Source organism: Bradyrhizobium elkanii WSM2783, from assembly GCF_000472865.1.
Classification (GTDB): domain Bacteria; phylum Pseudomonadota; class Alphaproteobacteria; order Rhizobiales; family Xanthobacteraceae; genus Bradyrhizobium; species Bradyrhizobium elkanii_A.
Genome location: NZ_AXAP01000006.1, coordinates 176,565 through 200,154, shown reverse-complemented (window position 1 = coordinate 200,154; position 23,590 = coordinate 176,565). Strand labels below are relative to the sequence as shown.

General features: G+C 63.8%; 23 protein-coding genes. 17 read left to right on the top strand and 6 right to left on the bottom strand.

All coding sequences use genetic code 11. The features are described from left to right. The coding region (locus YY7_RS51065; RefSeq protein ID WP_035689568.1) for a Calx-beta domain-containing protein at nucleotides 1-2,418 on the top strand (2,418 nt) is incomplete at its 5' end. 337 nt (nucleotides 2,419-2,755) lie between these two features. On the opposite strand, the gene YY7_RS0108660 is transcribed toward YY7_RS51065, so the two are convergent. Further along, on the bottom strand, nucleotides 2,756-4,339 hold the full coding sequence (locus YY7_RS0108660) for a porin (protein ID WP_028162900.1): 1,584 nt from the start codon (nucleotides 4,337-4,339) through the stop codon (nucleotides 2,756-2,758). 245 nt (nucleotides 4,340-4,584) lie between these two features. Between YY7_RS0108660 and YY7_RS0108655 the strand changes: the two genes are divergently transcribed. Continuing rightward, nucleotides 4,585-5,961: an Nramp family divalent metal transporter gene (locus tag YY7_RS0108655; RefSeq protein ID WP_028162899.1), complete on the top strand. Its 1,377-nt coding sequence runs from the start codon at nucleotides 4,585-4,587 to the stop codon at nucleotides 5,959-5,961. A 7-nt stretch (nucleotides 5,962-5,968) separates the two neighbouring features. On the opposite strand, the gene YY7_RS0108650 is transcribed toward YY7_RS0108655, so the two are convergent. From YY7_RS0108650 to hemB, 3 genes are all read right to left on the bottom strand, one after another. Then, on the bottom strand, nucleotides 5,969-6,745 hold the full coding sequence (locus YY7_RS0108650) for an arginyltransferase (RefSeq protein WP_028162898.1): 777 nt from the start codon (nucleotides 6,743-6,745) through the stop codon (nucleotides 5,969-5,971). 88 nt (nucleotides 6,746-6,833) lie between these two features. After that, nucleotides 6,834-7,379, bottom strand: coding sequence for an RDD family protein (locus tag YY7_RS0108645; protein ID WP_028162897.1), 546 nt, complete (start codon nucleotides 7,377-7,379; stop codon nucleotides 6,834-6,836). A gap of 170 nt (nucleotides 7,380-7,549) precedes the next feature. After that, nucleotides 7,550-8,611 (bottom strand): porphobilinogen synthase, encoded by a 1,062-nt coding sequence (gene hemB, locus YY7_RS0108640; RefSeq protein WP_028162896.1) that lies wholly within the window; start codon nucleotides 8,609-8,611, stop codon nucleotides 7,550-7,552. Between the two features lie 171 nt (nucleotides 8,612-8,782). Between hemB and YY7_RS0108635 the strand changes: the two genes are divergently transcribed. The 13 genes from YY7_RS0108635 (at nucleotide 8,783) to YY7_RS0108575 (ending at nucleotide 20,213) form a co-directional block, all read left to right on the top strand. Next, a complete protein-coding gene (locus YY7_RS0108635; RefSeq protein ID WP_028162895.1) occupies nucleotides 8,783-9,244 on the top strand; it encodes a DUF6163 family protein in 462 nt (153 codons plus the stop codon). Between the two features lie 374 nt (nucleotides 9,245-9,618). Further along, on the top strand, nucleotides 9,619-10,137 hold the full coding sequence (gene ldtR / locus YY7_RS0108630; RefSeq protein WP_028162894.1) for a transcriptional regulator LdtR: 519 nt from the start codon (nucleotides 9,619-9,621) through the stop codon (nucleotides 10,135-10,137). A gap of 256 nt (nucleotides 10,138-10,393) precedes the next feature. Further along, entirely contained in the window at nucleotides 10,394-10,621 is a 228-nt protein-coding gene (locus YY7_RS0108625) for a hypothetical protein (protein ID WP_028162893.1), read from the top strand. 22 nt (nucleotides 10,622-10,643) lie between these two features. Continuing rightward, the gene (locus tag YY7_RS0108620) at nucleotides 10,644-10,865 is read left to right on the top strand and encodes a hypothetical protein (RefSeq protein ID WP_028162892.1); all 222 of its coding nucleotides are present in this window, start codon (nucleotides 10,644-10,646) and stop codon (nucleotides 10,863-10,865) included. A gap of 199 nt (nucleotides 10,866-11,064) precedes the next feature. Continuing rightward, complete coding sequence (locus tag YY7_RS0108615; protein WP_028162891.1) at nucleotides 11,065-11,325, top strand: hypothetical protein; 261 nt, start codon at nucleotides 11,065-11,067, stop codon at nucleotides 11,323-11,325. A gap of 470 nt (nucleotides 11,326-11,795) precedes the next feature. Beyond that, nucleotides 11,796-13,106, top strand: a complete 1,311-nt coding sequence (gene glyA / locus YY7_RS0108610) for a serine hydroxymethyltransferase (RefSeq protein ID WP_028162890.1) — start codon at nucleotides 11,796-11,798, stop codon at nucleotides 13,104-13,106. Between the two features lie 12 nt (nucleotides 13,107-13,118). Then, nucleotides 13,119-13,601 (top strand): transcriptional regulator NrdR, encoded by a 483-nt coding sequence (nrdR, locus tag YY7_RS0108605; RefSeq protein WP_028162889.1) that lies wholly within the window; start codon nucleotides 13,119-13,121, stop codon nucleotides 13,599-13,601. Next, nucleotides 13,598-14,749, top strand: coding sequence for a bifunctional diaminohydroxyphosphoribosylaminopyrimidine deaminase/5-amino-6-(5-phosphoribosylamino)uracil reductase RibD (ribD, locus tag YY7_RS0108600; RefSeq protein ID WP_028162888.1), 1,152 nt, complete (start codon nucleotides 13,598-13,600; stop codon nucleotides 14,747-14,749). The genes nrdR and ribD overlap by 4 nt, the downstream gene beginning before the upstream one ends. 122 nt (nucleotides 14,750-14,871) lie before the next feature. Beyond that, nucleotides 14,872-15,480: a riboflavin synthase gene (locus YY7_RS0108595; RefSeq protein WP_028162887.1), complete on the top strand. Its 609-nt coding sequence runs from the start codon at nucleotides 14,872-14,874 to the stop codon at nucleotides 15,478-15,480. A gap of 173 nt (nucleotides 15,481-15,653) precedes the next feature. Next, nucleotides 15,654-16,145 (top strand): 6,7-dimethyl-8-ribityllumazine synthase, encoded by a 492-nt coding sequence (gene ribH, locus YY7_RS0108590; RefSeq protein ID WP_028162886.1) that lies wholly within the window; start codon nucleotides 15,654-15,656, stop codon nucleotides 16,143-16,145. A gap of 2 nt (nucleotides 16,146-16,147) precedes the next feature. Then, nucleotides 16,148-16,642 carry a transcription antitermination factor NusB gene (nusB, locus tag YY7_RS0108585; protein ID WP_028162885.1) on the top strand — a complete coding sequence of 165 codons (495 nt, stop codon included), beginning with the start codon at nucleotides 16,148-16,150 and terminating at the stop codon, nucleotides 16,640-16,642. 131 nt (nucleotides 16,643-16,773) lie between these two features. Then, on the top strand, nucleotides 16,774-17,775 hold the full coding sequence (thiL, locus tag YY7_RS0108580) for a thiamine-phosphate kinase (RefSeq protein WP_028162884.1): 1,002 nt from the start codon (nucleotides 16,774-16,776) through the stop codon (nucleotides 17,773-17,775). Nucleotides 17,776-18,092: 317 nt separating this feature from the next. After that, complete coding sequence (locus YY7_RS0108575) at nucleotides 18,093-20,213, top strand: sodium-translocating pyrophosphatase (protein WP_028162883.1); 2,121 nt, start codon at nucleotides 18,093-18,095, stop codon at nucleotides 20,211-20,213. A gap of 178 nt (nucleotides 20,214-20,391) precedes the next feature. On the opposite strand, the gene YY7_RS0108570 is transcribed toward YY7_RS0108575, so the two are convergent. Then, nucleotides 20,392-21,399: a Bug family tripartite tricarboxylate transporter substrate binding protein gene (locus YY7_RS0108570; RefSeq protein ID WP_028162882.1), complete on the bottom strand. Its 1,008-nt coding sequence runs from the start codon at nucleotides 21,397-21,399 to the stop codon at nucleotides 20,392-20,394. A gap of 187 nt (nucleotides 21,400-21,586) precedes the next feature. Continuing rightward, entirely contained in the window at nucleotides 21,587-22,063 is a 477-nt protein-coding gene (locus YY7_RS0108565) for an outer membrane protein assembly factor BamE (RefSeq protein ID WP_028162881.1), read from the bottom strand. Between the two features lie 107 nt (nucleotides 22,064-22,170). On the opposite strand from YY7_RS0108565, the gene YY7_RS0108560 reads away from it, so the two are divergent. Both YY7_RS0108560 and YY7_RS0108555 read left to right on the top strand, forming a co-directional pair. After that, the gene (locus YY7_RS0108560) at nucleotides 22,171-22,722 is read left to right on the top strand and encodes a ubiquinol-cytochrome C chaperone family protein (RefSeq protein WP_028162880.1); all 552 of its coding nucleotides are present in this window, start codon (nucleotides 22,171-22,173) and stop codon (nucleotides 22,720-22,722) included. Then, the gene (locus YY7_RS0108555) at nucleotides 22,719-23,327 is read left to right on the top strand and encodes a YceD family protein (RefSeq protein ID WP_028162879.1); all 609 of its coding nucleotides are present in this window, start codon (nucleotides 22,719-22,721) and stop codon (nucleotides 23,325-23,327) included. The genes YY7_RS0108560 and YY7_RS0108555 overlap by 4 nt, the downstream gene beginning before the upstream one ends. The last annotated feature ends 263 nt before the right edge of the window (nucleotides 23,328-23,590 follow it).

The following is a 23,590-nucleotide window of genomic DNA, read 5'->3' as shown; positions in this document are numbered from 1 at the left end:
AGCGAGACAGGCACGCATGTCGGCTACATCTGGTCGTCCACGGGCGTGCAGCTGGCGACGGTGACGTTCACGAACGAAAGCGCATCGGGCTGGCAGCAGCAGGCGCTCGCCACTCCGCTGACCATCACCGCCGGCACGAGCTATGTGGTCTCCGTCAACACCAACAGCTATTACGCNGTCACGTCGCAGGGCTTCGCCTCACCGATCACCAACGGCGGGCTGAGCGCACCGGTCGGCGCCGGCGTCTACAACGACGTTGAAGGCGTCTTTCCGAACCTCGTTTACCAGAACGAGAACTACTTCCGCGACGTCGTATTTGTTGCGGGGTCCGCCTCCATCATCTCATTGGTCAACAATGCGACGATCTACGTCGGCGAAGGGGCCGGCACAGCAACCATCACCGTCGCACGATCGGGCGACCTGCAGTCTCAAACGACCGTGGAGTACACGACGAATGAGATCGGCACCGCCGGAGCGGCGCAGGCTGGATTGGATTTCATTCAACCCACGTTCAATGGTCGAGCGAACACGGGGCAGGTCGTCTTCGGACCTGGCGAGAGCACCAAGAGCTTCACCATCCCGATCGTGAACGATCAACTCGTCGAGGGTAGCGAGACGTTCGCCGTCGGCCTCCAGAATCCCGGATCCGGCTCGCTGGGAGTTCCCCGTACGGTACTCGTGACCATTGTCGACGACGATTCACCCTCCACCATATCCATGGCAGACATGGCGGTGAGCGTTTCCGAGAGTACGCCGTCAGCGACCCTCACGCTGCTGCGTAGCGGTAGCATCGATCAATCAGCTACGATCCAGTTCGCGACCAGCAACGGCAGCGCGATCGCGGGATCGGACTACACGGCATCGTCGGGCACTGTCACTTTCGCCGCCGGCCAGGCCACCCAGACCATCTCGGTCCCGATCATCAACGATACAGCCGCGGAAACCGACGAGAGCTTCTCCGTCACCTTGAGCAATCCAACGGGTGCGACTCTCGGCGCCCAGGCGACCACCACCGTGAGCATCCTCGACAACGACAATCTCAATCTCGGCAGTCTGGTGCGCCAGACCGCTGTGACCGGACTGAGCGAGCCAACGGCGATCGATTGGACTCCCGACGGTCGCTACATGCTGGTTGCGCAGAAGGGCGGTGTGGTGCGCGTGGTGGATAACGGCACACTGCGGTCGACGCCGCTCATCGACCTTTCGAGCGAGGTGAATGAGTACGGCGATCGTGGACTGCTGGGGATCGCGGTCAACCCGAATTTCGCCAGCAATCCTTATGTCTACCTGCTGTACACCTACGATCCACCCGAGACGGCGGGCCAAGCGGGACTCGCAGCACGCGATCAGGCCGGGAATCGACCTTCTCGTCTGGTCAGGGTGACTGTCAACCCCGCTACCATGGTCGCCGATCCGGCGAGCGAGCTCGTGCTGGTCGGCAAGAACAGCATCTGGGCCTATACGAGCCGTCCCGACGTGAACAGCAACGGCGATCCCAGCATTGTTCCGTCAGGTATCGTCAACGGCACCACCATAACGGCGCCCGCCAGCCAGATAGAGATCGGAACGCAGGACAACGATCCGAACCACGCCGGGATTCAGAATCAGAACATTCGCGATTATCTGGCGACGGACGGCGACTCCCATTCCATCGGTGCCGTTCATTTTGGTCCCGACGGCTATCTCTACCTCACCGTGGGCGACGGCACGTCATATAACTTCGCGGACCCTCGCGCGGTTCGAGTCCAGGACATCCATAATCTCTCGGGCAAGCTGTTGCGAATCGATCCGACCACAGGCGAAGGAGCACCGGGCAATCCCTACTACCAGGCAAGCGATCCGAACAGCAATCAGTCGAAAATATTCGATTATGGTGTCCGCAATGCCTACCGCTTCAGCTTCGATCCGATCACCAATCTGCCCGTGCTCGGAGACGTCGGCTGGAATACCTGGGAAGAGATTGATACCGGCCCGGCGGGGTCGAATTTCGGGTGGCCCTACCTCGAAGGCCCGAACCGGACTGCCAGCTACCAAGACCTTTCGCAGGCGATCAGCTTTTACAACAATGGCAATCGCAACAACACGTCCGACCCGCCTGCCGTAGGCCCCATCCTGTCGCGCAGCCACGGCGCTCCGGACAATGCATCTGCGATCACAGCGGGGGATTTCTACAATCAGAACACTCTGCTCTTCGACGACGTCCTCAATGGAAACATCTACGCAGCTACCTTGAACGCGAGCCGACAGGTCACCAATGTCCAGGTCGTCGATTCCGGCATTTCAGGCATCGTCGACCTGCAGAAGGGACCTGATGGCTCGATTTACGGTGCCGACGTTTACGATGGCACGATCCGGCGATGGGTGGACTCCTCGGCCGCCTCTGCGAGCGCGCTGGGTCTCGCTGCGCCGTCCTTCTGATGGGGGCGGGTGGGCTTCACGGCCTCGGAACGAGTCGCACCAACGTGTAGGAGTTGTTCTGCGTGACCTCGGAATTTGCGCGCGTTTGTGGATATTCGACCCGACGTCCAAAGCCGCCAATGACAACGAGAGAACCCGGCCGTTTCTTCCGTTCCTGGACGGCTGGATACTTTTGCCGGCGTTGCGCACCGTTCGAGCGCGCGAGATCGGGCCGACCGGTGCGCCGCCGCACACGCTCACAGCGCGACCATGAAAATTGCCAAAGGGGATAGTGCGGATCCTCACCGTGGGCGTGTTCGCCCGCAGTGAGGATCAATAACCTGCCAGTCTCAGCCCGTCAGAAGTTCCGCTGGGCGCGAAGCTGCAGGTGGAACGTGTCCTGATCGCTGAACTCGTAGCGCGCAGTAGGCTTGGGGGCCGCAGCTCCAAGGACCGCGGAGCCCTGGAATTTCTGGTCGAGGTGGAACCACATGAATTCGGCGGAGAAGGTCAGGTTCTTGACCGGGGTCCAGCGGGTGATGACACCGAGCTGCGACAAGTTGAAGTCGGGGTTGCAGACGTAGTCCGCACTGACCGCTTTGCCGGGCGTGGTGTAGTTCGCGCAGATGAAGGCTTTGGCCGCGCCGTCATAGCGGACGCCCACATACGAGCCGAAGAGGCTCGACGACCAATATGGGTCCCAGTTGTGGTTGAACGCACCGCGAATGCCAAAGGCCTCCGTCAGATGCAGCGAGCCGTCGCCGCCGGCTGCGACCGGCAGATAGACGGCATCGGTCGTCGCCCCGAACCCGATGCTCTGATAGGCGCCAAAAGTGCTGGAGCTGCCGAACATGGCAAAGCTCGGCGAGGTTGAAGCCGACGAGATGATGTATTTGGTCGCTCCCTTGGAATAGCTCGCGTCCATCTTGATGTCGTCACCGGTACCGGTCGGGATGTTCTTGATCTGTAACGCCGCCATGACTGCGCCGCCCCACGAGGTGTCGGGATGTCCCGAAAGCTCGGATGCTCCGGTCGGCGCCGCGCCAGGCAGGCCGACGGCGCCCGCTGGCGCTCCAAGGGCGTTCAGAACATTGTAGGAGGCGTTGACCTCATGCGCCGCGGCGGAAATCTGGAACAGACCCCAAGCCTGGTCGACGCGGATGTTGCCGACCACATCGGGCGCGTGGACGCCGGCATAGGCGTTGCCCGTGTTCAGCGTGGCGTTCAGCGGCAGCGACAGGTTGTAGACCGCGGTGCGGTCCCATACCGTCGGATCGTCGAGGCCGATGGTGCCGGTCACTCCGTTGCCGAAATCCGCAGTGTATTGGATGTTGTTGACGCCGGTATCATTGTTCTGGCCGCCGAGCAGGAAGTCCGAGATGTTGCCGGGGAAGCCCTGCCAAGGCGAGGAGTAGGCAGACGCCGACTGACCGAAGGTGAAGCCTGCGAACTGGATAAAGAGGAATTGGATGGTAGTAACGCCGCCGCCGGGAGTGTCGAGCAGCTGCGAGTTTGCGACCGGCAGCGAGCCGTTGATCGAGTTCGGGTTGAAGGTGTTGTTGCCGAGCGTAGAGAACTGAAACCGGCCCTGCCCGAAGGTGCGGACCACGCCATAGTCGGTGGCGGTGCGGGTATCAATTGACAACAGCATACGGGAGCGGGCGGCGAAGTAGTCGAAGTAGCGGTTATGTTGTCCTGCGTCGCCGTTCCAGGCTGGCGAGCCCTGTACGCCGCCATCGAATGTGGTGTCGACCCGGAGGTAGCCGCCGATCTTCATGCAGGTGTCGGTACCGGGGATGAAGAAGAAGCCCGGACCGTAAGCCGAGCAAATCTTCACATATTCGATGGGCTTCGCCTTGATCGGAAGATCGGCCGCATGCGCACCGCCGGCTGCCATCAGCCCCGCGGCGGTGCCGAGGATCAAGGTTCTCATTGTCGCCATTGCTGGCCTCCACTGTGAACTGCACGCCCCATACCCACCTAGCGAGCCCTAACGCGGGACTTTATGTCGCAGTGTGACGACCGCGTTACACGCGCGGGGTTCGTGCAGCAGTGTGACTTTGCCGCAACGCAGCAAGACGCGCTCCGAGGGCCGCGGCAGCGGCGCCTGAGGATGTGGCCTGATCACTTCCCAGATGCAGTTGCAAATGAGTTGCAACAAAAAATGTTTTCCGGCATTGTGGCATCATGGATGCCCGAACGCCCCGATTGATCCCCGACACCGCACCGCAGGTGCTGCCGACCTCCACCGGATGGCGCGCCGACGCGCCGGATACGCGAAGCCTCCCCGAGGTGAACGCGACGGTCGAGGTTCCGACGGCGGGCCGGTGGTGGCGCCGGCTGCTTGCCTTCGCCGGACCGGGCTATCTGGTGTCGGTCGGCTATATGGATCCCGGCAACTGGGCGACCGACATCGCGGGGGGCTCTAAGTTCGGCTACACGCTGCTTTCGGTCATCCTGCTGTCCAACCTGATGGCGATCCTTCTGCAGGCGCTCGCGGCCCGGCTTGGCATCGTCACCGACCGCGACCTGGCGCAGGCCTGCCGGGCGACCTATTCGCGCCCGGTGAACTTCCTGCTGTGGATCGCCTGCGAAGCCGCGATCATCGCCTGCGATCTGGCGGAGGTGATCGGCACCGCGATCGCGTTGAAGCTCCTGTTCGGCATTCCCCTGATCGGCGGTGCGCTGCTCGCCGCGCTCGATGCCTTCCTGCTGCTGCTCCTGATGAATCGCGGCTTCCGCTTCCTGGAAGCCTTCGTCATCGCGCTCCTGATCGTGATCGCGACCTGCTTTGCGATCCAGGTCGCCGCGGCGGCCCCGCCGGTTGCTGCGCTGCTGCGCGGCTTTGCGCCGTCGAGCGAGATCTTCACCAATCCCGAGATGCTCTACATCGCGATCGGCATCATCGGCGCGACCGTGATGCCGCATAATCTTTATCTGCACTCGTCCATCGTGCAGACCCGCGCCTATGAGCGCACCGAAGAGGGACGGCGGGACGCGATCAAATGGGCGACGACCGACTCCACGATCGCGCTGATGCTGGCGCTGTTCATCAATGCGGCGATCCTGGTGGTCGCGGCCGCGACCTTCCATCGGAGCGGCCATTCCGATGTCGTGGATATCAGCCAGGCCTACGAACTGCTTTCGCCGTTGCTTGGCCTCAGCATCGCCTCGACGCTGTTCGCGGTGGCGCTGCTTGCCTCCGGCCTCAACTCGACGGTAACGGCGACGCTGGCTGGCCAGATCGTGATGGAAGGCTTCCTCAGCTTGCGGCTGCCGAGTTGGGCGCGGCGGCTGCTGACGCGCGGCATCGCGATCGTCCCCGTCATTGTCGTCACCGCGCTTTATGGCGAGCGCGGCACCACCGACCTGCTGGTGTTCAGCCAGGTCATCCTCTCGATGCAGCTTCCGTTCGCGGTCATTCCGCTGGTGCGGTTCGTGTCCGACCGGCGCAAGATGGGCAAGTTCGCGATATCGATGCCGGTCGCCGCGGTCGCCTGGCTGGTGGCTGGCGTCATCGTCATCCTGAATGTGAAGCTGCTGTTCGATACCCTCTTCGGCTGAGGGCCGGTCAGTCCTGCGGCTCCGCGGCCATGTCGCCGGCTGCATCGACCCGGAGCCAGCCGCTCGGGGCGAGACGCTGCTGCGGCAGGAAGCGGGCCTTGTAGTCCATCTTCTTGGAGCCGTCGATCCAGTAGCCGAGATAGACGTATGGCAGTCCGAGCCGGCGCGCGCGGGCGATGTGGTCCAGGATCATGAAGGTGCCGAGCGAGCGGTTCTCGAGCGATGGCTCGAAGAAGGAATAGACCATCGACAGGCCGTCGCTCAGCACATCGGTGAGGGCCACTGCGATCAACTCCTCGCCTCGTCCGGTGATGCCGCTGTCGATGCCGCGCTTGCGATACTCGATGATCCGGGTCTCGACATGGCTATCCTCGACCATCATCGCATAGTCGAGCACGGTCATGTCGGCCATGCCGCCGTGGCGGTGGCGCCTGTCGAGATAGGCGCGGAACACGGAATATTGTTCGGAGGTCGGCACTGCGGAACGCTGCTCGCCGACGAGGTCGGCGTTGCGGGCCAGGACCTTGCGGAAGCTGCGCGAGGGCCGGAATTCGTTGGCGATCACGCGCACCGACACACAGGCCCGGCATTGGTCGCAAGCCGGCCGGTAGGCGATCGACTGGCTGCGGCGGAACCCGCCATGGGTGAGCAGATCGTTGAGATCGCCCGCTTTGTCGCCGACCAGATGCGTGAACACCTTGCGCTCATGGCGACCCGGCAAATAGGGGCAGGGCGACGGCGCCGTCAGGTAAAACTGCGGGGTATCACGCGAATGCTGGGTCACGACAAGTCGTCAGGCCTCCAAAACAGCCTCCCAGCATCGCGCCCCGGAGGCTAGCGGTCAATCATCTTGCTGGGCTCAATTGGCTGGCTCAATAAGTGTGCGCTGCGGATGCCGCGTGAGCGCGGGCCGAGCTGTTGATGATAACGGTTCCGAGCACGATGTCGTGCAGCAAACGCCGCCGGCTATTGAAGAGGCCGAACAGCAGCACAAGCGGCGAGAGGAACGAGACCGACAGCCAGAACAGCACCGCATGCATGGCGCCGAGCACGAAATAGCCTGGCGCCCCGTACCAGGTGCGCAATTCCAGATCCATCACCCGCATGCCGACGGTCGCCGACGAGGCGCCGCCGATCGATGCGCCGTAATAGACGATCGCCCAGACAATCGTCGCCGGCCACGCCAGCCAGAACAGCGCCCAACCGAGGCCAAGGGTGATCAGGCCGAACACGGCGATGAAAAGATACCCAAGGATGACGGGGACCGAAAGCACAACCAGGTCAATCAGGAAGGCAAATACCCGCCGGGTGAGCACGCCGCGGAACAGCTCCGGCTCCAATCGCGGATCGAACGCATGCGGCGGCACGCCGCCGTCGTTACGCCAGGCACCATAGTTTCCCGAACCGCCGTAAGACATAATCTCCCCTCCGACTGGGACCTATCCCGGGCAGGACATGGGAACGGGCTGCCCGGGTGCCAAGGTCCGGAACCCCAGCAAGCGCAAATATTCGGCGATTCGGAGGCTATGGCGAGTAGGGAGTGACGAATGGCGAATAGAGAAACCCTCCATTCGCTATTCGCCATTCGCTATTCGCGCTCCCTCAGCTTTTCCGCTGCTTGCGGTGCAAAATACGTCAGGATGCCGTCGGCGCCGGCGCGCTTGAAACCGACCAGGCTCTCCATCATCGCGCGCTCGCCGTCGATCCATCCATTGCGCGCGGCGCCCGCGATCATCGCGTATTCGCCTGATACCTGGTAGACGAAGGTCGGCATCGCAAACGTGTCCTTCACCCGGCGCACGATATCGAGATAGGGCATGCCGGGCTTCACCATCACCATATCGGCGCCTTCCGCGATATCGAGCTCGACCTCGCGCAGGGCTTCGTCCGAATTGGCGCTGTCCATCTGGTAGGTGCGCTTGTCGCCGGTCAGCGTCTTGGCCGAGCCGATAGCGTCGCGGAACGGGCCGTAGAAGGCGGAGGCGTATTTCGCCGCATAGGCCATGATCTGCACGTCGCCAAAGCCCTCGGCGTCGAGTGCTTCGCGGATCGCGCCGACCCGCCCGTCCATCATGTCCGACGGCGCGATGATGTCGCAGCCGGCCTCGGCCTGCACCAGCGCCTGCTTCACCAGCACCGCGACCGTCTCATCGTTGAGGATCCTGCCGTCCTCGATCAGTCCGTCATGGCCATGGCTGGTGAAGGGATCGAGCGCGACGTCGCAGAGCACGCCGATATCGGGGAATTCCTTCTTGATCGCACGGACCGACTGGCAGACGAGATTGTCCGGATTGAGTGCCTCCGAGCCCTGCTCGTCGCGCAGCGACGGCTCGGTGTAGGGAAACAGCGCGATGCAGGGGATATCGAGCTTGGCCGCGCGCTCGGCGTCGCGAACCGCCTGGTCGACACTTAGTCTGTCCACGCCCGGCATCGAGGCAACCGGGGTGCGGACATTATGGCCGTTAACGACGAACAGGGGCCAGATCAGGTCGTCCGTGGTCAGCACGTTTTCGCGCACCAGCCGCCTGGCCCATTCCGCCTTGCGGTTGCGGCGGGGCCGTATGGTCAAATCCAGCGGCGGGGAGGCGAGGGCCGTCTGCCGCTTTGGCGCATCGCGCAGTTCGATCGGGCGCCCGAATTTGATCGCCATGGGCTTGTTCTCCTAACACGGCAGGCTGGTTTTTGATTTGATCCAACTCTAGCATCCTCGTCCAGCAACGTCACGGCGCCGTTGATCTGCCGCAACTGCAATTGATTTTGCCGGCCCGGCGGGCCAAGACTGCGCCGATGACCCATTTCGCTTCCACGGACGACTTCTGCGATGTCTGACACCTCTGCGCGCGACCAGTCGCGGGACAATGCGATTTCCGTTGCGGCGATGTCGTCGGACCGGATCCGGCGGGATGAGAATGTATGGACCCGGCGGCTCGTCTTCTTCCTCCGCATCATGGCGGTGGTCTCGATCGCCAAGGGCCTCTATCACTGGGCGCAGGTGACGGGATTCGTCGGCGCCGAGGAGGAGGCCTTCGAGAACCAGTCGATGGCCTGGCAGACCGCGACCATCTACTTCGCCGTCATCGAGCTTGTCGCCGCCGTCGGGCTGTGGCTCGCCACGCCCTGGGGCGCGGTGGTGTGGCTGACCACCGTCGTCTCGATGGCGGTGATCGAATTGATGTTTCCGAACATCTACGGCGGCAGCCTGACAGTGGTGGCGTTCGAAGCCTTGATGCTCGCCGGCTATCTCGCGCTCGCCTGGATGGCCGCACGCGAACGGCCGCCATAGCGCGCTTGACCGGCCGAGCGTGCAGCGAGCGCGAGTGGTGTCGCGAAAATTTTCAGAAAATTGTCCGGTAACGTTTCGCTCACCGTAAAGGGTTCCCTCATATCTATTACGCGGTCGTTTCGAATTTGAGCGAAGCTGTTTCCGATTGTGACAGGGCGTGCAGACGAAGCGTGAACAGGGGCGCTCCACCGTCAATGAAGGGTTGCGAAAAGCCCTTGTTTGACGGGCTTAATCCGCGATTCACTGTCTTAAATTCATGATCTCTTTATTGTCTTATTTAAGCTGATGTTCAAACGGCCCCCTTAAGTTGAACCTATCAGGCGGGACACAAGTTTCGTCGAATAAGTCGATAAAACGACAACAGGGGAAGTGTCATGATCAAAGCCGTTGCCTCAACGGCGGTGGAAACCGCTGAGCGCGCCGCCGGCCAGCCGACGGTGCAGTCGCTCTATCTCGAAGCCCTTACGCTGGTGGAGCGGCTGCATCGGCGGCTGCTCGACGTCATCAAGGACGAGTTCGATCGCCGCGGGCGCGCCGACATCAATTCGGTGCAGGCGCTGTTGCTCTACAATATCGGCGACAAGGAATTGACCGCGGGTGAGCTGCGCACGCGCGGCTACTATCTCGGCTCCAACGTCTCCTACAATCTGAAGAAGCTCGTCGAGCTCGGCTTCCTCGATCACCAGCGTTCGCGTGTCGATCGCCGCTCGGTGCGCATTCGCCTGACGCCGCAGGGCCAGGAGATCCGCCGTATCGTCGATGCGCTCTACCAGAAGCACGTCAAGACCGTGGAGCAGGTCGGTGGCATCTCGAACGAGGAGTTCTCTACGCTGAACAAGTCGCTGCACCGGCTCGAGCGGTTCTGGACCGACCAGATCCTCTATCGCCTCTGATACCTTCAAGACTTCGCACCTCCAAGACTTCAACACCTCTCCAAGACTTCAACACCTTCAAGACTTCAACACCTTCAAGACTTCGCCAGAGCGGCCAAGCCGGCCCGATAGAAGACCGGCAAGCCGTCAGCCTCCAGCAGAGCGCATCGACTGTGCCCGGTCGGTGCGCTCTTGCTTTTCGGCACCGCAAAAAGAGTTTTGCGGAACCGGGAACCACTCGCGTCCTCACGCTTTATCGTGGGCTACGGAGAGCGAGATGCTGGTCGAGCGCGGAATGTGGGCGATGAATGTCGAAGTGGTCGGCGAGGCCTACGCCATCGCTTCCAACTATCTGCGCAGGACCGGGATCATTCCGGACTCTTATGCCACCAACGAGCAATTGCTCACGATCATCGTGCAGATGTTCCGGCGCGGCGAAACCAACAAGATCAAGCTCGCCAACAAGGCGATCGCCGAGTTTGAAGCAGCACAGCTCGTGATCTGATCATTCCCAATCGGAGAAAGTGATGGAAGCCGCGATCGATCGCATCATGCATACCTATGACCTGCTTGCGAACCGCACCGCCGCGGCGAGCGAGGAGGCGCGGGCGAAGGTGACGGAATATGTCCGCACCTTGTTCGAGGCGGGCGAGACCGACACGCACCGCCTGACGGTCTGCGGATTGACCTATCTGCGCCAGCTTGACGGCTCCACCGATCATGTGAAGGCGGGATTTACGGGGTTGTAGCGCGGCTGTCGCGGCGCTCTCCGCTGTCGTACCGCCCCGGGCCGGAACCCATCACCAATCTCTATTGGACCCGAGCAGGCTGTTGCGCCGTCACTTTGGCAGGCGCAGAGGGTTACGCGATGTTGATTTGTGGAGGAGGGCCGGCCGTGCCACAAGTTCCACGCGCTCCACGGGGTGGATTATCTCAGAGGAGCCGACTATGACGAAAAGCGTTCTTGTCAGTCTTGCAATCCTCACCCTCGCTACTTCTACCGCTCTGGCCGCACAGCGGACGCATCATCGTCACCCGATGAATGCGAATGCCAGTATGCGTGCCGCTCCGGTCATTGCGCCGGGCTCGGTCATCATGCCGGGTGGAGTGAGTAGCGGTGACCGCGACCTGTATTTCCGAAATCTGCACGACTCCGGGTATGATACGAAGAAGAACTTCAACTCGGTCGGAAACGTAGTGACGCAATAGCGTCAGGTCTGATCGTCGATCTTTGTCTTTTCACCCCAGGCCGGCATGACAGCGCCCTGGGGTGAGTTTATTTTCGTCTCGCGATCCGAACTCCATCAACACCATCCAGCGGCGCGCTCGCGCTGGCGAGCACGCTTCCGCTTTGCCCCCGCCGCATCGCCGCGCACACTCCGCTGTCATCGTCCGCGAGGCAGCTCTTGCTGCTCGCGCGCTTGGCGCCAGCGTCGGGGCGCCAGGACCTCGCGACTTCGTCGCGCCCCGGAACGACGGGGGCGGGGCGAACGGATGCGGCCGCCTCTGGAACTGGCAAACCCCCGGCAGGCCACCATATCTGGCACAAAGGCCGCACTCCTACCGCAATCGCTTGGCCGGCACCCGGCGATGTGATAACGCTGACCGACCAGCTTCGACCGCCCACAATGGACCGACCGCATCCTCTAAAGGCTTGCGGCGGTGGAGATATTTCGCCGATGACCTCTTCCTCCCCGAGCGCCAAATCCAGTTCCGCGCCTGATTCCTTCTTCAGGGCGACCCTTGCCGAGGCCGATCCCGAGATCGCGGAGGCGATCAAGGGCGAATTGGGCCGGCAGCGCCATGAGATCGAGCTGATCGCTTCCGAGAACATCGTCAGCCGTGCGGTGCTGGAGGCGCAGGGCTCGGTGATGACCAACAAATACGCCGAAGGCTATCCGGGCGCGCGCTACTATGGCGGTTGTGAATGGGTCGACGTCGCCGAGACGCTGGCGATCGAGCGCGCCAAGAAACTGTTCGGTGCGAAGTTCGCCAACGTGCAGCCGAACTCCGGCAGCCAGATGAACCAGGCGGTGTTCCTGGCGCTGCTGCAGCCCGGCGATACCTTCATGGGTCTCGACCTCGCCGCCGGCGGCCATCTCACCCACGGCTCGCCCGTCAATATGTCCGGCAAATGGTTCAAGGCCGTGCACTACACGGTGCGGCGCGAGGACCAGGTCATCGACATGGATGCGGTGGCCAAGCAGGCCGAACAGGTCAAGCCGAAGCTGATCGTTGCGGGCGGCTCAGCCTATTCGCGCGCCTGGGACTTCAAGCGCTTCCGCGAGATCGCCGACAGTGTCGGCGCCTATCTCATGGTCGACATGGCGCACTTCGCGGGCCTCGTCGCCGGCGGCGTCCATGCTTCGCCGGTGCCGCATGCGCATGTCACCACCACGACGACGCACAAGTCGCTGCGCGGTCCGCGCGGCGGCCTGATGCTGTGGAATGACGAGACGCTGACCAAGAAGCTCAACTCGGCGATCTTCCCGGGCCTGCAGGGCGGCCCCCTGATGCATGTGATCGCGGCCAAGGCGGTTGCGTTCGGCGAGGCGCTGCGGCCGGACTTCAAGGTCTACGCCAAGAACGTGGTCGAGAATGCCAAGGCGCTCGCGGAAACGCTGCGCGGCCATGGGCTCGACATCGTCTCCGGCGGCACCGACAACCATCTGATGCTGGTCGACCTCCGGCCCAAGGGGCTGAAGGGCAATGTGTCGGAGAAGGCGTTGGTGCGCGCCGCCATCACCTGCAACAAGAACGGCATTCCGTTCGATCCTGAGACGCCGTTCGTCACCTCGGGCCTGCGGCTCGGCACGCCGGCGACGACCACACGCGGCTTCGGCGTCGCCGAGTTCAAGGAAGTCGGCGGCATGATCGCGGAAGTCCTGACCGCGCTGCAGCAGTCGCCGGAGGGCAAGGCGCCGCTGGTGGAAGCCGCGATCAAGGAACGCGTGAAGGCGCTGACCGACCGCTTCCCGATCTATCAATAAGGAAATCGGCAGATGCGTTGCCCGAGTTGCAACAGTCTGGATACGCAGGTCAAGGACTCGCGTCCGACTGAGGATTCGGCTGTGATCCGACGGCGGCGCGTCTGCATCACCTGCAATTTCCGCTTCACGACATTTGAGCGGGTGCAGCTTCGCGAGCTGACAGTGATCAAGCGCAACGGCCGTCGCGTTCCGTTCGACCGCGACAAGTTGGTGCGCTCGCTGCAGATCTCGCTGCGCAAGCGGCCGGTGGATTCGGAGCGGCTGGAGAAGATGGTATCGGCCATCGTGCGGGAGCTTGAGAGCGCCGGCGAGGCCGAAGTCTCATCGGAGGCGATCGGTGAGATCGTGATGGAGCATCTGCGCCAGCTGGACGATGTCGCCTATGTCCGCTTCGCCTCGGTCTACCGCAATTTCCGCGAAGCCAAGGATTTCGAGGCGTTACTCGGCGAGCTCACCAGCGAAGATGACCCGCGCATCGCGCAGTTCCGCAAATGATCTTCCGCATCCTGGAAGACAAGCTCGCCGCACAAGCCAAGCAGTCGAAAGCCGCCGATTTGCGGTTCATGCAGCTCGCGCTGACGCTCGGCCGGCGCGGGCAGGGCCGCACCTGGCCGAATCCGGCGGTCGGCGCTGTCGTGGTCAAGGACGGCGTCATTGTCGGTCGCGGCTGGACGCAAGCGGGCGGCCGGCCGCATGCCGAGCCGGAGGCGCTGCGGCGCGCGGGCGAAGCGGCGCGCGGCGCCACGCTGTATGTGACGCTCGAGCCATGCTCGCATTTCGGCCGCTCGCCGCCCTGCGCTGACGCGGTGATTGCGGCCGGCATCGCGCGCGTGGTGTCGGCGATCGAGGATCCCAATCCTGAAGTCGGCGGGCAGGGGCACGCACGGTTGCGCGCGGCGGGCATCGCTGTTGATGTCGGGCTGTGCGCGGAGGAGGCCGCGCGGGACCATGCCGGTCATTTCCGCCGTGTCCGCGACAAGCGTCCGCATGTGCTGCTCAAGCTGGCGATCTCCGCCGACGACAAGATCGGCGCTGCCGGCCACCGCCCGGTGGCGATCACAGGAGACGTGGTCCGGACGCGGGTGCATCTGCTCCGCGCGCAGAGCGATGCGATCCTGATCGGGATCGGCACCGCGCTGGCCGACGATCCGGTTCTGACCTGCCGCCTGCCGGGCATGGAGGCTCGTTCGCCGGTGCGGGTGGTGCTGGATCGCGCGCTGCGCCTGCCGGGCGACGGCCGCCTGGTGCATTCGGCGCGCGAAACGCCGTTATGGGTGGTGACCTCGGAGCTTGCCGAAGCGCCGGCTGCGATGAAGCTGGGCGCCGCCGGTGCCCAGGTGATCCGGGTCGCGGACACGGTCTCGCCGCCGGGGCTGGATCTGCTCGCAGTGCTGCATGCGCTCGCCGAGAAGGGCATCACGAAAGTGATGGTCGAGGGCGGGGCGCGGGTGGCGTCATCCTTCGTTGCGGCTGACCTGGTCGATGAAGCCTGGCTGTTGCGCGCGCCAGAGGCGGTCGGCGCCGACGGCGTGCCCGCGCTGGACGCATTGCCGCTCGCCGCGATCACGCAGTCGCCCGCCTTCAAGGTTCGTGCTAGCGAAACGCTCGGCAAGGATATTTTGACAATCTACGATCGTGCCTAGTGCTGTCTCCGCGCGTCATGCCCGGGCTTGTCCCGGGCATCCACGCCTTGGCCACTGGCGACGAAGCAAGACGTGGATGGNNGGGTCAAGCCCGGCCATGACGAAGACCGAAAGGGTTTGATGTGTTCACGGGCATAGTCACAGATGTCGGCGAGATCACCAGCCTGACACCTACGGCGCAGGGACAGTTGCACCGGCTGCGGATCGCCTGCCGTTACGATCGCGCGACCATCGCCGATGGCGCCTCGATCGCCTGCAATGGCGTGTGCCTGACGGTGGTCGCCTCCGGCGTCGAGGGCGGCAAGACCTGGTTCGACGTCGATGCCGCCGCGGAAACGCTTGGCATGACGACGGCGAAGCACTGGGGTGTCGGAACCCGCCTCAATCTCGAGCGCGCGCTGAAGATTGGCGACGAACTCGGCGGCCATATCGTGGCGGGCCATGCCGATGGCGTCGCCACCATCGTCTCACGCGAGGATCTGCCTGATATGGCGCGGTTCGTGCTCCGAACCACGCGCGAACTGGCGCGTTTCATCGCGGTCAAAGGCTCGATCACGCTGGATGGCGTGTCGTTGACGGTGAATACGGTCGATGACGTCACATTTTCGGTGCTGATCATCCCGCATACTCTCAACGTGACGACGATCGGCGGCTGGCGCGCCGGCAGCGAGGTCAATATCGAAGTGGACCTGATGGCTCGCTACGCGGCGCGGCTGACAGAGATGAAGTAACGGCGGCCCTTGGCACAGGCGGCGCCTGCGCCTAAAACCCCGGCCAATCCCTCATGGTGAGGAGGCGCGAAGCGCCGTCTCGAACCACGAGGCCCGGCTACATCCTCATCCTTCGAGACGCGGCCAAGTGGCCGCTCCTCAGGATGAGGGCACCGATCGAAACGGAAACAGTAATGGCAGACGCACGGCGTGCACCGCTGAAGGACCAGACCGACATTTCCGGCGCGCGTGCGCTGATCGTCGAGGCGCGGTTCTATGACGATATTCAGGACTCGCTTCTGGAGGGCGCGGTCGCCGAATTGAAGGCCGCCGGCGTCGGCTACGACGTCATCACGGTTCCAGGCGCGCTGGAAATTCCCGCGGCGATCGCGATTGCGATCGATGCCGCCGAAAAGAACGGCAAGCCCTATGACGCGGCGGTCGCGCTCGGCTGCGTGGTGCGCGGCGAAACCATCCATTTCGAGATCGTGTCGATGGAATCTTCGCGCGGGCTGATGGACCTCGCCGTGAACAGGAGGTTTCCGCTCGGCAACGGCATCATTACCGTCAACACCGAGGAACAGGCCTGGGCACGGGCGCGCGCCAATGACTTGAACAAAGGCGGCGACGCCGCGCGCGCGGCGCTCGCGATGCTGCGCATCAAACGCCGGCTGGCGAAGGGTTGACCATGGCGGAAGACAGGAAGCCCGTAAGACCAGCGGACAGAAAGGCCAATCGGCGCGGCGCCGCACGGCTCGCCGCCGTGCAGGCGCTCTACCAGATGGATATCGCCGGCGCCGGGCTGGACGACGTGTTCGCGGAGTTTGAGAGCCACTGGCTCGGCAACGAAGTCGAAGGCGAGACGTATCTGCCGGCGGAAGCGGCGTTTTTCCGTGACGTGGTATCGGGTGTGGTACGCGACCAGGCCAGGCTCGATCCGCTGATCGACGAGGCGCTGTCGAAGGGATGGCCGCTGAAGCGGATCGATGCGATCCTGCGTGCGGTGCTGCGGGCAGGCTCCTATGAACTGGAGCATCGCAAGGACGTGCCGGGCCGCGTGGTGGTCTCCGAATATGTCGACGTCGCGCACGCGTTTGTGGAGAAGGACGAGACCGGAATGGTGAACGCGGTGCTCGACCAGATTGCCCGGCAGTTCCGGGCCGATGAGTTCGTGCGTGGGTAGCCCACACACACTCTGCCGTCATCATCCGCGAATGCGGATGATCCGGTAAACGGCGGCGGTTGTGCCGGATCACGGACGGCGCGGAATACTGGATCGCCCGGTCAAGCCGGGCTGAGGAGACGTCGGGCGGCATGGCAAGCGGACCGAGCAATCCATCCGGCGAGGACTCCCTTATCGCGCGCTACTTCAAGCCGCTCGCGAAGGACCCGGGCGCTTTCAATCTCGATGACGATGCGGCGGCGTTGCGGGCAGGGGGCGACGATATCGTCGTCACCACCGATGCAATCGTTGAGGGCGTACATTTCCTCCCCGGCGATCCGCCGGCGACGCTGGCGCGCAAGGCGCTGCGGGTCAATCTCTCTGATCTCGCCGCCAAGGGGGCTGCACCCGCCGGCTTCGTGCTGACGCTGGCGCTGCGTAGCGCCGACGATGTCTGGCTGAAACCGTTCGCGCAGGCGCTCGGCGAGGATGCTGCGCAGTTCGGCTGTCCGCTGCTCGGCGGCGACACGGTGTCCACGCCCGGGCCGGTGATGATCTCGGTCACGGCGTTCGGGCGCGTGCCGCAGGGCAAGATGATCCACCGTAGAGGCGCGCGGGCAGGGGACCGCGTCGTGGTTACCGGCACAATCGGCGATGCCGCGCTTGGCCTCAACCTGCTGAAGGCCGGGTCTGTTGCCTCGCTGCTTGCGAGCGACGAAGCCTCCCGCGAGATGCTGACCGGCCGCTACCGCGTGCCGCAGCCGCGCAATGCGCTCGCCAAGGCGGTGCGCGATTACGCCAGCGCCGCGATGGATGTGTCCGACGGCCTCGCCGGCGATCTCGCAAAGCTCTGTGCGGCTTCCGCCGTCTCGGCCGTGATCGACGTCCAGAGCATCCCACTCTCGTCGCCGGCCGCAGCGCTGGTTGCGCGCAAGGCCGTCGGTATCGAGGCGCTGATCTCGGGCGGCGATGACTACGAGATCCTCTGCGCGATCCCCGGGGATCGCATGGCGGCCTTCGTGCAAGAGGCCAAGCGCACAGGCGTTGCCGTAACCGCGATCGGCGGTATCATCGCAGGCTCCGCGCCCCCCAGCTTCCTAGATTCGCAGGGCCGGGAGCTGGCCTTGAAGCGGCTGTCCTACAGCCATTTCTAGAGCTTCGGTTCTGATTGCATCAGAACCGAAGCTCTAGATTCTCGTATTGACGCGTTTTCTTCACGCGAGCCGGGGTCCGCCTCGCTTGAAAACGCTTTGGAATAGGCCGAGAAAGCCGCCCCTCAGACTAATTAGCTGCCCAAATCGTCCCGTTTTGATTGCCGGCGGCGTTGCGCCGCGAAAGCGATTTTGGCAAGGTTCGCGACCGATTGTGGCCATCCTTGAGGGCAGGGGTGGACCGCTCAATAAGCGCCCGCCGCATCCCGCGGAAAAAACAAGGGCGTGGGGATACATCAAGGATCTGAGGCAGAATTCAAATGACAGCATTATGGTTGATCGTGCTCTGCGGGGTACTTTCCATTGTCTACGCGATTTGGGCGACCAATTCGGTCCTGAACGCTGACGCGGGCAGCCCGCGCATGCAGGAGATTGCCGCGGCGGTGCGCGAAGGCGCACAGGCGTATCTGCGGCGCCAATACACCACGATCGGCATCGTCGGCGTCTTGATCTTCATTCTGCTGGCTTACTTCCTTGGCCTCCTGGTCGCGATCGGCTTTGCGATCGGCGCGATCCTGTCGGGGGCGGCCGGCTTCATCGGCATGAACGTCTCGGTCCGCGCCAACGTCCGCACCGCGCAGGCGGCGACCAAGTCGCTGGCGGGCGGCCTGGAACTGGCCTTCAAGGCGGGCGCGATCACCGGGCTCCTGGTCGCGGGCCTGGCGCTGCTCGGCGTCACCATCTATTTCGCCTACCTGACCAAGGTCGCAGGGTTCGCGGCGGACAGCCGCACCGTGATCGACGCCATGGTGGCGCTCGGCTTCGGCGCCTCGCTGATCTCGATCTTCGCCCGTCTCGGCGGCGGCATCTTCACCAAGGGCGCCGACGTCGGCGGCGACCTCGTCGGCAAGGTCGAGGCCGGCATCCCCGAGGACGATCCGCGCAACCCCGCGACCATCGCGGACAATGTCGGCGACAATGTCGGCGACTGCGCCGGCATGGCCGCCGACCTGTTCGAGACCTATGCGGTGACGGCGGTCGCCACCATGGTGCTGGCGGCGATCTTCTTCGCGAAGTCGCCGATCCTGGTGAGCATGATGACGCTGCCGCTCGCGATTGGCGGCATCTGCATCCTCACTTCGATCATCGGCACTTTCTTCGTCAAGCTGGGTGCCAGCCAGTCGATCATGGGCGCGCTCTACAAGGGCCTGATCGCGACCGGCATCCTGTCGCTGATCGGCATCGCCGGCGTGATCTACGCCCTGATCGGCTTCGACAAGCTGCCGGGCGTGGACTATTCCGGCATGGCGCTGTTCCAATGCGGCGTCGTCGGCCTCATCGTCACCGCGCTGATCATCTGGATCACCGAATACTATACCGGCACCGACTATCGCCCGGTGAAGTCCATCGCCTCGGCCTCGGTGACCGGCCACGGCACCAACGTGATCCAGGGCCTTGCGATCTCGATGGAGGCGACCGCGCTGCCCGCGATGGTCATCATCGCCGGCATCCTCGTCACCTACAGCCTGGCCGGCCTGTTCGGGATTGCGATCGCGACTGCGACCATGCTGGCGCTCGCCGGCATGATCGTCGCGCTCGACGCCTTCGGTCCGGTCACCGACAACGCCGGCGGCATCGCCGAGATGGCGGGGCTGCCGAAGGAGGTGCGCAAATCGACCGACGCGCTCGACGCGGTCGGCAACACCACCAAGGCCGTGACCAAGGGCTATGCGATCGGCTCCGCCGGTCTCGGCGCGCTGGTGCTGTTTGCGGCCTATAACCAGGACCTCAAATTCTTCATCAGCGACTCCGCCAACCACGCCTATTTCAAGGGCGTCAATCCCGACTTCTCGCTCAACAACCCCTATGTGGTGGTGGGCCTGTTGTTCGGCGGCCTCTTGCCGTATCTGTTCGGCGCGATGGGCATGACCGCGGTCGGCCGCGCGGCCGGCGCGATCGTCGAAGAAGTGCGGCGCCAGTTCCGCGAGAAGCCCGGCATCATGCAGGGCACCGACAAGCCGGACTACGGCAAGGCGGTTGACCTCCTGACCAAGGCGGCGATCAAGGAGATGATCATCCCGTCGCTGCTGCCGGTGCTGTCGCCGATCGTGGTCTACTTCCTGATCTACGTGATCGCGGGCGGCGGTGCGGCCGGCAAGTCGGCGGCGTTCTCGGCCGTCGGCGCGATGCTGCTCGGCGTCATCGTCACAGGGCTGTTCGTCGCGATTTCCATGACCTCGGGCGGTGGCGCATGGGACAACGCCAAGAAATACATCGAGGACGGCCATTATGGCGGCAAGGGCTCCGACGCGCACAAGTCCGCGGTGACCGGCGACACCGTCGGCGATCCCTACAAGGATACTGCGGGCCCGGCGGTCAACCCGATGATCAAGATCACCAACATCGTGGCGCTGCTGCTGCTGGCAATCCTGGCGCATTGAGCGGCGCGTGACGCGAATGCAAAACCCCGCGGGCAGCGAGCCCGCGGGGTTTTGTTCTGCAACCCGGGCGAATCTCTCTCAACGCGTCATTGCGAGCGAAGCGAAGCAATCCATGTCGCCACGGGTGGAGAGATGGATTGCTTCGTCGCTGACGCTCCTCGCAATGACGGCGGTGGAGTTATTTCACCTCCATCTGCAGGCCTTCCTTCTCGATGATGGCGGCGAACTTCCTGGTTTCGGCGTCGACGAAATCGGTGAACTGCTGCGGCGTGCCGTGGTCGGGGCGGGCGCCCATGCCGGCGATGTTCTTCCTGACGTCGTCGCGCTCCAGCATCGCCATTATCTGGCGGTTGAGCTCGTCCACGATCGGCGCGGGTGTGGCCTTGGGCAGGAAGACGCCGAACCAGGAGGAGACTTCGAACTTCGCAAGCTCCGGCGCGCTCTCGCGCATGGTCGGCAGTTTCGGCGCGGCGTCGCTGCGCTCGGCGGTGGTGACGCAGAGCCCGTTGAGCTTGCCGTCCAGCACCTGCGGCAGCGACGGATAGAGGTTGTCGAACAGGATCTGGATGTCGCCCGCGAGCCCCGCCTGCAGCGCAGGCCCGGCGCCGCGGAACGGCACATGCGTCATCTTCAGCCCCGTGAGCTGCAGGAACCAGGCGCCGGTCAGATGCGGGCTCTGGCCGGTTCCCGACGAGCCGTAAGTGAGCTTGTCCGGATTGGCCTTCAGATAGGCGATCAGCTCGGGGATCGACTTGATGCCGGTCGAGGGATGGGCCGAGACGATGTTCGGGATCCGGATCATGTTGGAGACCGGCTGCAACTGATCCTTCTGGTAGGTGAGGTTCTTGAAGATCGAATAGGCGATCGCATTCGGCCCGGGATTGCCGATCAGGATGGTGTGGCCGTCGCCCTTGTTGCGGGCAACTTCGGCGGTGCCGATGGTGCCGCCGGCGCCTGAGCGGTTCTCCACGATCGCCGACTGTCCCCAGGCGGTCTGCAGATGCGCCGCGAGCAGGCGGCCCATCACGTCGGTGGAGCCGCCGGCGGCGGCCGGCACGATCAGGCGGACGGTCTCGGTCGGCCGCCAGTCGCCGGCGCCTAAGCTCGCGCGCGGCAGGATGGCGGCGGCCGAGACGGCGGCGGTACCCGTCAGCAGGCGGCGGCGGGAAAGCAAGGTTCGGCTCACGTGTTCACTCCCTGATTTGATCTTGTTTTCAGGGAGCGTAGGGGACCGCGAGGCGGTCCGGCAAGCGAGGAGTTAGGCGGCGACTTGGCGCAGCCGCGGGTTCTTGTTTTGACACGTTTTCTTCACGCGAACCGGTATCCACCCTCGGATCAAGTCCGAGGGCATGCTTCGCTCGAAAACGCTTTGGTTAGTTAAAGCTGAGCAGCTTGAACAGCGGCGTCAGGTAGCTGAGCTCCTGGCCCGAAGTCGGCGTGGTGCGGCTGACGAAGTCGAAGATCTTGCCGTCCTGCAGGCCATAATTGGCGATGCGGCGGACGGTGCGGTTCTTGTCGAAATAAACCGCGATCACGCGCTGGTCGACCACCCGCTGGTTCATGAAGGCGACCGGACGCTCGGTGCGCTGGGAGATGTAGTAGAACACCTCGCCGTCCAGTGTGGCCACCGTCGACGGAGTGCCCATCACGATCAGAACCTGGTCCTGGCTGGCGCCGATCGGGATTTGCTCCAGCGCGCCCTGCGGCAGGATGTAGCCCTTCTGGAATTGTTCGCCGGTGCAGGCGGCAAGCAGTGCGCAGACGAGGCCGATGGCCGCCGCGGCGCGGCAGCGTGCTAGCACGCCGCGTGAGAAGGACACGCGTGGGCTGGTCTTGTTGGCTTCGGTCATCGGCGGAACTGATCCGTCCCCTTGCGTCGCGCGAGGCGTTGACGTACCGGGCACGGCTGAGGATTGCAACAGAAGCGGGCGCTTTGGGCCCGCGGGCGGAACCCACAATGCTTTGGCCGTTCAATCAATTCAAGAAACCCCGGCTACTCCCGAGCGGCACCATTGAGACCATCTATGGCATGATCGTGACGCAGGCGCGAGAACCGGTGTTTTACCGACAGTTCGCCGTCGCAGACACGGTTAACGGCCGATTCGACCTGCTCTTGCTGCATTTGTGGCTGGTGCTGCGGCGCCTCCGGGCCGTGGAGGGCGAATCGGGTCTGTCACAGGCGCTGTTCGACCGCTTCTGCGAGGATATGGACGACAACTTACGCGAAATGGGGGTCGGCGACCTCACGGTACCGAAGCGGATGAAGGCTTTCGGCGAAGCCTTCTACGGCCGTTCCGTGGCCTACGACCTCGCGCTCACTGATGGCCATGAGGCGCTGGCAAACGCATTCTGCAAGAATATCTTTGATGGCAAGGACATCAAGAAGGCGCGGCGGCTTGCGACCTATGCCGAGCGGGTAGCGTCCGTGCTGGACCGGCTCGACGCAACGGCGCTGTCGGGCGGATCGTGGAAGTTTCCAGTGCCGGAGCAGGTGGGCACGGCTCAATGAAAGATACCGAGACAGAGAGGCCTCATCCTCCGCGTGACCCTTGGCGCGTGCTGGTCGCGGTGGCGCAGGTGCCGGAAACCGGCCTGCATCGCGACATCGAGGCCGATCCGCGCCAGCGTCAGGCATTGGCCGATATCGCGGGGCTGCGCGAGGTGCTTTCGGCTGAGGCGTCATTCGACGTCACGCCGAAGAGCGGCGGCCGCTTCCACGTCGTGGGCTCCGTGCGCGGCCGGGTCGGGCAGACCTGCGTGGTGACGCTCGAGGAGATCGAGAACGAGATCGACGAGGAGATCGACCTGATCTTCGCCCCGCCGGACCAGATCCCGCAGATGGCCGCGCTGGCCGAGGAGGCCGAGCGCAGCGACGCTGAGATACCCGATCCGCCGGAGCCGATCGAGAACGGCATGATCGATCTCGGCCGGCTCGCGACCGACGCGCTGTTCCTCGCGATCGACCCCTATCCGCGCAAGGCGGATGCCGTTTTCGAGCCGGTGGTCGAGGCCGCCGATCCCGAGGACCACCCGTTTGCCGCCCTGAAAGCGCTGCAGGCCGCGCCGAAAACGCCCGGTGGAAACAAGCCGAAAGGGAAATCCAACGGGAAATAGGCTCCGGTTAAAGTGGATTATGAGGGCGAACCATCGCGCGAAATCGATCCGTTGCATTCTCATAAATCTGAGATAAGATATTGAATAAGTTGAAATATCCTGCGTCGATGCCTCCGCGTTCCCGCAACCCTGAGCCAACCGGTAAAGCGTGGTGAAGAGGTTGTGTCAGAATGGGGACAGGTTATTGTCGCGGCCCGGCCGGGCGCGCCGTTGCCTTCGGCCGTACATCGCTTGCGCGACAGACATCGCTGACCGCGATAGAC

Coding starts and splice junctions, on each gene's coding strand:
- YY7_RS0108635 (WP_028162895.1), top strand. CDS start 8,783: ATGTCTGACACCTCTGCGCGCGACCAGTCGCGGGACAATGCGATTTCC.
- YY7_RS0108575 (WP_028162883.1), top strand. CDS start 18,093: ATGACAGCATTATGGTTGATCGTGCTCTGCGGGGTACTTTCCATTGTC.
- YY7_RS0108620 (WP_028162892.1), top strand. CDS start 10,644: ATGGAAGCCGCGATCGATCGCATCATGCATACCTATGACCTGCTTGCG.
- YY7_RS0108565 (WP_028162881.1), bottom strand. CDS start 22,063: ATGACCGAAGCCAACAAGACCAGCCCACGCGTGTCCTTCTCACGCGGC.
- ldtR (WP_028162894.1), top strand. CDS start 9,619: ATGATCAAAGCCGTTGCCTCAACGGCGGTGGAAACCGCTGAGCGCGCC.
- ribH (WP_028162886.1), top strand. CDS start 15,654: ATGGCAGACGCACGGCGTGCACCGCTGAAGGACCAGACCGACATTTCC.
- YY7_RS0108555 (WP_028162879.1), top strand. CDS start 22,719: ATGAAAGATACCGAGACAGAGAGGCCTCATCCTCCGCGTGACCCTTGG.
- hemB (WP_028162896.1), bottom strand. CDS start 8,611: ATGGCGATCAAATTCGGGCGCCCGATCGAACTGCGCGATGCGCCAAAG.
- YY7_RS0108655 (WP_028162899.1), top strand. CDS start 4,585: ATGGATGCCCGAACGCCCCGATTGATCCCCGACACCGCACCGCAGGTG.
- YY7_RS0108560 (WP_028162880.1), top strand. CDS start 22,171: ATGCTTTGGCCGTTCAATCAATTCAAGAAACCCCGGCTACTCCCGAGC.
- thiL (WP_028162884.1), top strand. CDS start 16,774: ATGGCAAGCGGACCGAGCAATCCATCCGGCGAGGACTCCCTTATCGCG.
- YY7_RS0108645 (WP_028162897.1), bottom strand. CDS start 7,379: ATGTCTTACGGCGGTTCGGGAAACTATGGTGCCTGGCGTAACGACGGC.
- glyA (WP_028162890.1), top strand. CDS start 11,796: ATGACCTCTTCCTCCCCGAGCGCCAAATCCAGTTCCGCGCCTGATTCC.
- nusB (WP_028162885.1), top strand. CDS start 16,148: ATGGCGGAAGACAGGAAGCCCGTAAGACCAGCGGACAGAAAGGCCAAT.
- YY7_RS0108615 (WP_028162891.1), top strand. CDS start 11,065: ATGACGAAAAGCGTTCTTGTCAGTCTTGCAATCCTCACCCTCGCTACT.
- nrdR (WP_028162889.1), top strand. CDS start 13,119: ATGCGTTGCCCGAGTTGCAACAGTCTGGATACGCAGGTCAAGGACTCG.
- ribD (WP_028162888.1), top strand. CDS start 13,598: ATGATCTTCCGCATCCTGGAAGACAAGCTCGCCGCACAAGCCAAGCAG.
- YY7_RS0108660 (WP_028162900.1), bottom strand. CDS start 4,339: ATGGCGACAATGAGAACCTTGATCCTCGGCACCGCCGCGGGGCTGATG.
- YY7_RS0108625 (WP_028162893.1), top strand. CDS start 10,394: ATGCTGGTCGAGCGCGGAATGTGGGCGATGAATGTCGAAGTGGTCGGC.